The 6,551-nt window shown below is 46.9% G+C and carries 5 protein-coding genes; 2 read left to right on the forward strand and 3 right to left on the reverse strand.

From position 1 onward, the window contains the following. The 3 genes from ACEW8S_RS06080 to ACEW8S_RS06090 all read right to left on the reverse strand — a co-directional run. Positions 1-1,321, reverse strand: a 1,321-nt coding sequence (locus ACEW8S_RS06080) for a TonB-dependent receptor plug domain-containing protein (RefSeq protein WP_373517286.1), incomplete at its 3' end; no start/stop codon positions are given. Positions 1,322-1,592: 271 nt separating this feature from the next. After that, positions 1,593-2,564 (reverse strand): FG-GAP repeat domain-containing protein, encoded by a 972-nt coding sequence (locus ACEW8S_RS06085; RefSeq protein WP_373517287.1) that lies wholly within the window; start codon positions 2,562-2,564, stop codon positions 1,593-1,595. 85 nt (positions 2,565-2,649) lie between these two features. Further along, complete coding sequence (locus tag ACEW8S_RS06090; protein WP_373517288.1) at positions 2,650-3,099, reverse strand: hypothetical protein; 450 nt, start codon at positions 3,097-3,099, stop codon at positions 2,650-2,652. 223 nt (positions 3,100-3,322) lie between these two features. Here ACEW8S_RS06090 and ACEW8S_RS06095 point away from each other — a divergent pair, with 223 nt between their 5' ends. Together ACEW8S_RS06095 and ACEW8S_RS06100 are read left to right on the forward strand one after the other, a co-directional pair. After that, positions 3,323-4,984: a transposase gene (locus ACEW8S_RS06095; RefSeq protein WP_373517289.1), complete on the forward strand. Its 1,662-nt coding sequence runs from the start codon at positions 3,323-3,325 to the stop codon at positions 4,982-4,984. A 664-nt stretch (positions 4,985-5,648) separates the two neighbouring features. Then, positions 5,649-6,551 (forward strand): ABC transporter permease (locus ACEW8S_RS06100; protein WP_373517290.1); only part of this gene is annotated, 903 nt, incomplete at its 3' end.

Here is a 6,551-nt window from a genome sequence, read left to right on the forward strand (position 1 = left end):
AGGTGCGCTCGGTTCCATCGGGATTTGCTCCCGGTTCCATGGTACGCACATCTACGTTCGGCGGTAGGCCCGCGACCGTAAAATTACTGTTGCCCGGAGCATCTGAGAGACGGGGCCTATTTTGTACGTCTTCGATGATATATCTTGCATTTACCTGAGAGGTGAGTTTTTTTGCCAAGGTGGCCCCGCTGGTCAATGAAAATGTTTTTCTATCCAAACCAGAATTCGGGGTTATGTCGCTATTGTCCAAATTGGATACGGAAAACCTATAATTCATGTTTTCCGAACCACCGGTCAGTGCTACCGTATTGATAATCGTTGTGCCTGTTCTATAAAATTGATCTAAGTTATTGCCCACATAAGAATAAGGTCTTTCAACACCGTCCCATTGTACAACAGGCGTGCCATCTAATCTCGCCCCCCACGAAGATAAGCCCAAATCACGGACTTCCGCTACATTGACCGGCTTTCTGGCATCGGTACCTTGCCCGTACTGCGTTTGATAATCACGAAGGGATGTATTTACCTTATCAAAGGTAACGGAGCTGCTAAAATCAACGCCAAAGCCCTGTTGGTTTTCACCGGATTTTGTAGTGATGATAATAACACCACCTGCGGCCCTAGAACCGTATAGCGCAGAGGCTGCCCCCCCTTTAAGAACACTTATAGTTTCAATATCGTCTGGATTGATACTGGAGATACCGTCACCGCCATCGGAGCCGCCCCACAAACTGGCAGAGCCATTGTTCTCATTACTTATAGGGATTCCGTCAACCACATACAAAGGCTGGTTGTTCCCCGATAGCGAGCTTGCACCACGGATGACCACTCTACTGGAACCTGCTGCTCCCGTAGCATTCTGCGTGATGTTTACCCCAGCAATTTTACCTTGAAGCGAATTGATCGCATTCGTATTCTTGATTGTAGATATCTCATCTCCATCGACTTCTGTCAAAGAATATCCCAAGGCCTTTTCCTCTTTTCTTATTCCTAAGGCGGTAACGACCACCTCGCCCAACTGTTGAGAATCTTCTACCAAGGAAGTATTTATGGTAGTCTGGCCGGAAACAGCAACATCCTTAGGAGCATAGCCCAAAGATGAGAATTCAAGGGTAGCGCCATCGGAAACATCGATAACGTAGTTACCGTCAAAGTCTGTCGAAGTACCATTCGTGGTTCCTTTTTCCACTACGTTAACCCCTGGTAGAGGTATTCCGGCCTCATCGGTAACTGAGCCGGAAACGGTCGTTTGTTGGGCAATCGTTATCTGAGTACAGAGCAACGCAAAAAGCACCAACATAAAGTTGATTGGTTTGTTCATAAGAGTTAGTTTAGTTAGCAATCGAAATACGGTAAATTAAATAGCTTAGCTTCAAGCGTAGTAAATACTATTACCACAAATTAAAGTTAAACATCTGCTAATTAATCAGAACAAATCTACAAAAAGGATTTAAATATGTTAAGAAAACGTAAAAAAATTATTTGAAGATGTTTTTCCATAAGAAGAGAGGCAGCGGACAAAAAGCAATTTCCTTAAAAATCACTATTAAACGATTATACATTAATTTTTCTATTACTATAAAGGTTCGTGATTATCTCGCCTGTGTCAGTAAAAGTACCTGTGGAAATGAATTTAGCCCCGTAGCGGAACTTATCTTGACCATTTCCGAAATATCATATAAAAAGGCTCCGAGCATAACATCTAACAGACCGTCCTTATCGAAATCTGCGACTTCCATAGTAAGCCAGTTGCCATGGATGTCAGTCGTGGGAAAACTGGGAACAAAATTGAAATTTCCAGAATTTTCAAGGAAAACGATGGCTTTATCGGCCTTTTTTCGATCTGTGTAACCGGTATATAGGGCGGCGGCAACGATATCCAAATCCCCATCATTATCAAAATCCCGTGCCATGGCCTTGCTGCAATCGTACATCAGAAAAAAAAAGGTTTCTTCGAATTTATTATGTCCGTCGTTAAGATAGATTCGCAATCCATGATAGGGCTTATCGGTACTTGAAAAATCGCGATTGTCGCCGTTGGTTACCAACAGATCTTGATGACCGTCTCCGTTAAAATCTGCCAGTTCAAAATAACTGACCCCATGAACCGGTGAGAATTCGAGAACAGGTCTTTCCTCAAAAGTACCATTACCCATATTGTAATAAATAGAAATCCGTTCAAGTGCCTGGGCCATCATGACTACTAAATCTGGTTTACCATCTGAATTAAAATCCTCAATTTCTACTTTTCTAGCTCCTGGGGTAGAACTCAGAATATGTTCTTTGGATGAATCAAAATTATCATACCATGCCAATTTACCCGTATTATGCCCGAAACTGCAGATGATGACATCATTTTTTCCGTCTGAGTTCAGGTCCTCGATTTCAAAGCTGACCGGTCTTTTTAAATCGGAAAAACCGTTGATCGGATTGTATACACTCGCTCCCAAACCTATCCGGCCAAGGCTTCCTTTTTTTTGATCAGAAGGAGCCAGCTTGCCAATGTTTAAGAGTAATGGGTCTGAATCGATAGGAAATGCAATGTCGGCTGCAGGGGAATTCAATTTCATATTACATTCGAGCGCTCCTTCCCGATTCAAGCCATAAAGCGTCAAACCGTCCCCGATGTAGAGTATTGAATTTCTAGCATCATATTCCAATAGGGGGTACCTGCGGCAATTTTACATCATCGATTGTAATCCACTGTTCCTCAAAAGGAAAAGCCGAGGTAGTACGGTTCGGCATTTGCTTTTGGATAGGCATTTCTTCAGGGGCGTTCAGAATGTAATAGTCCGTAATTTTTATCCAATCCTTTTTTGTAATCAAAGAAGTATCTGGGTAGATATTCAAACTGTCAACAATAGCTTTTTCGACAGAATCTTTACTTGCAATATACCCTTTACCGGCCAGTTTTAATCCTAAACGCAACGCCATGTTCGGTAAGACCCCTTTTTTCCATGTTCCCTTATCCAACAATTTTGGCTCTGGAAAGAGATGGCAAGTAGAACAATACTTTTCGGCAAGTTGCTTTTCTTTATACGTTCCAGACTGAATAAAAATATTTTCGGTGCGTTGGCCGTTGGTCTTCGGTGAAAACATAAGGCAGATTACTGGAACAAAAAATCCTTGTATAAAAAACAACACTCGGCTTCGGGAAATTCTTTGAGGCAATTTTATTCTTTTAGGGATTTTTAAATTGACGAGCTTTTTGAGGATCATAAACTACTACAAAAGTTGAGTCCACTCCGAAAAGTCGACCGTTTGTGCAAAATTACGATATTTTTATTGGGGCAAAACGGCGCGAAAGCCGTATCTTCAGGGTATGTTCAAAAAGACCCTCCCCCCGCGGATGGACATGTTCAAAAACCTGTCCAACCATCTCCCCGACCGCAAGGCCTCCATACTCGACGACCCCGCTTCCTGGCACAACGTGTTCCTGCGCGAGGTGACCCAAAGGGTCGACGAATCGGTCTTCGAGCCCCTTTTCAACGAGGGCGGCCGGCCCAATGCGCCCTTGCGGGTGCTGTTGGCCATGATGGTCCTCAAGGAGGGCAACGGGTGGAGCGACGAGCAGCTTTTCGACAACTGCCGGTTCAACCTGCGCTGCATGGCGGCCCTGGGTCTCCGCCACATCGACGACGACGTCCCGGTGGAATCGACCTATTACGAGTTCCGCAGGAGGCTCGCCGCACATGGCGCGGAACACGGGGAGGACCTTGTCGGGGAGGCCTTCCGGTCCGCCGCCCGGGACCGGATACGGGCCTACAACATCAAGGGGGAGAAGATCCGGACGGACTCCAAGCTCATCCAGTCCAACATCGCCAAGGCCGGCCGCCTGGAGCTGGTACTGGAAACGGTCAGGGTGTCCACCGCCCGTCTGGACCTGTCCCTTCTATCGGGAGCGCTGGACAAAGCGGACATCGAACTTCTCGGGTCGCTCAGGTCGAAAACGGCGAGCGACGTCGCCTACCCGCTGGACAACGGGCAGAAGAAGGGGATGCTCGAGAGGCTGGGGGCCATCATAAGGGAACTGCTGCCCCATTGCGGCAAGGACGGCGTGCTGGCGCGCCTCTACCGGGAGCAGTACAGGGAGGTCCCGCAAGGCGGGGAAGGGGAAGGGGGCCAAAGGGGCCCGGAAGCCCCCGCGGGGACGGCGGTGCCGGAACCAAGGGAGGCCAAGGAGATCCCGGCCGACAGCCTGCAGTCGGTCCACGACCCGGAGGCGGCCTTCCGCCGCAAGGGCCACGGCAAGGGCGAAAAGAAGGTATCGGGCTACCATGCCAACTTGACGGAGACCTTCGGCGGGGAAAACCCGTTCGAGCTCCTGACCGATGTGCGCACGGTGGCGGCCGATATCTGCGAGGACGCCTTCCTGCTGCCGGCGATCGGGGGCAGCGACGGGGTACCGGACACAGGTGGCACGGGCGGGAAGACCGTGGGCCACGTGACGACCGACGGGGGCTACGACAGCAGGGCCAACAGGGAGGCGATGGCCGCCGGGGGCTCGCCCCATTGGAACATGGCCGCGCACAAGGGAGCGCCGCTGCGCTACGAACTGGCCCTCGGCGCGGACGGGGTTCTGTCGGCGTACTGTAAAAAAACGGGGGCCCACTGCAAGGTGTCCCTCACGAAGGCCGGCAGGCACGTGATCCACCACGGCGACGGCACCAAAAAATATATGGCGGGGGAGCAAGTGGCGGACTATGTCCGGCTCCAGGACCACCTCGCATCGCAGGACCCCGGCGATATCGACATACGCCCGAACGTGGAACCGACCGTCCACCAGGTCTTCCACAGGCTGCTGAAAAGGGACAAGGTGCAGTACCGCGGCAAGTTCAAGTGCAATATGTACGTCCTGTCCAGGGCGTACTGGACGAATTTCAGGAGGATCCTGAAAAACGGGGCGGAACAGGCCCTCGTCCAGCTAATTTGCATGTTATGGCCATGGGAGGGCCGCCGGGGAGGGCCAAGAACGGATTTTTGAACTTGGATCGGAAAGGAAAAAGTACTCCCGGAAAAAAGGGCCCTCGAAAATAAACGGTCCCCGAGCCTGTGAAAATGAAAAAAACCATCAAAAAACAGGTCTAATCGGAGTGGACTCAAAGTTTAATTGACAAATTTACTTTATCATTTTGACTTTGTCGAGACGTTTATGCGCTAAGATGATCAAAGTTCATTGCTTCTGAAAAGAAAATTTCTTGATCACCTCATTGGCCATCAGTTATCGCGGGCCCATTAAAAAAAAATGAAACGCCTATAGCTCCATTTAATTTGGCATATTCCATGGCTTCCGAAAAATTTAGGATTGCTTATTCGCTATTTCAATTATAGGCAAATAAAGTCTTTATCCTTTTTAAACTGTTAAAACACAAATTTCAATTTCCTTTTTTAACCCACACCCTCTTCAAATCAATCGCCGAAATAATGTCAATATATTTGACACGAACTGTACATTTATTTTACACTTTGCCAATAATTTTCAAAAGAAAATATTTTTAATAACCTGATTAAAAGATATTTATATTTTTGGCATAAATATAGGTACATAAATTTTACCTCATCTTCCAGTCTTTACAACCTAAACCGTCAATTCCGTTAAAATTTTATTTACGGGAATGAAACAACCTCATCGTCAAAAACGTCAAATCATGCTAAAACACAACATCAAACTTTTCTTCAGGAATATAAAAAAGTACAAGGGCACTTTTCTAATAAATGTCATCGGACTTTCAACAGGTTTGGCCTGTGTATTATTGATTGCCCTTTGGGTGGTCGATGAACTGCAAGTTGATAAGTTTCATAAAAATGACGCACAGCTCTACCAAGTCTGGAACAAATTTGAAAATGCGGATGGAATCAAATTGGCCCTTTGGACCCCTGATATGCTTGCCGAGACCATGGCCGAACAACTTCCAGAGGTAAAATATGCCTTGCCTTTTATCCCGGCCGGATGGTTGGGAGACGTTCCGTTAACTATGGAAAAGGAAACCTACAAAGCGCCCGGAGTATTTGCAGGGAAGGACTACTTTAAAATGTTTTCATACGATTTAATCAAGGGTACCGAAGACCAAGTGCTGAAGGATATCAACTCAATCGTGATATCGGAATCTTTGGCCATAAAAATCTTTGGAACTCCCGATAATGCAATAGGCAAAGCATTGGAATGGAGCGCACTCAACACCAACGAGACACCTACCGTAAGCGGGGTTTTTAAGGACCTGCCCTCAAATTCTACCCAACAATTCGATTTCATATTGCCCTTTGAACGGTTTGTAAAACTTTCCCCAAATATCGGCAGGGAATCGAGTTGGACGCAAAACGCCCCAATAACCTACATTTTATTGGACAAAGGTGCGGACGTAGACCAATTTGCAAAAAAAATAGCCGGTTTTTCGAAGGCACAGGACAGCAATGTGGAGGCCGACCTCTTTCTAAAACAATACTCGACCAATTACTTATATGGCAATTTTGAAAATGGAAAAGTTGCGGGCGGCCGAATTGAATATGTATACCTGTTTTCGGCCATAGCGTTATTTATATTGATTATTGCC

It is taken from the genome of Pricia sp. (assembly GCF_041745955.1).
Lineage (GTDB): Bacteria > Bacteroidota > Bacteroidia > Flavobacteriales > Flavobacteriaceae > Pricia.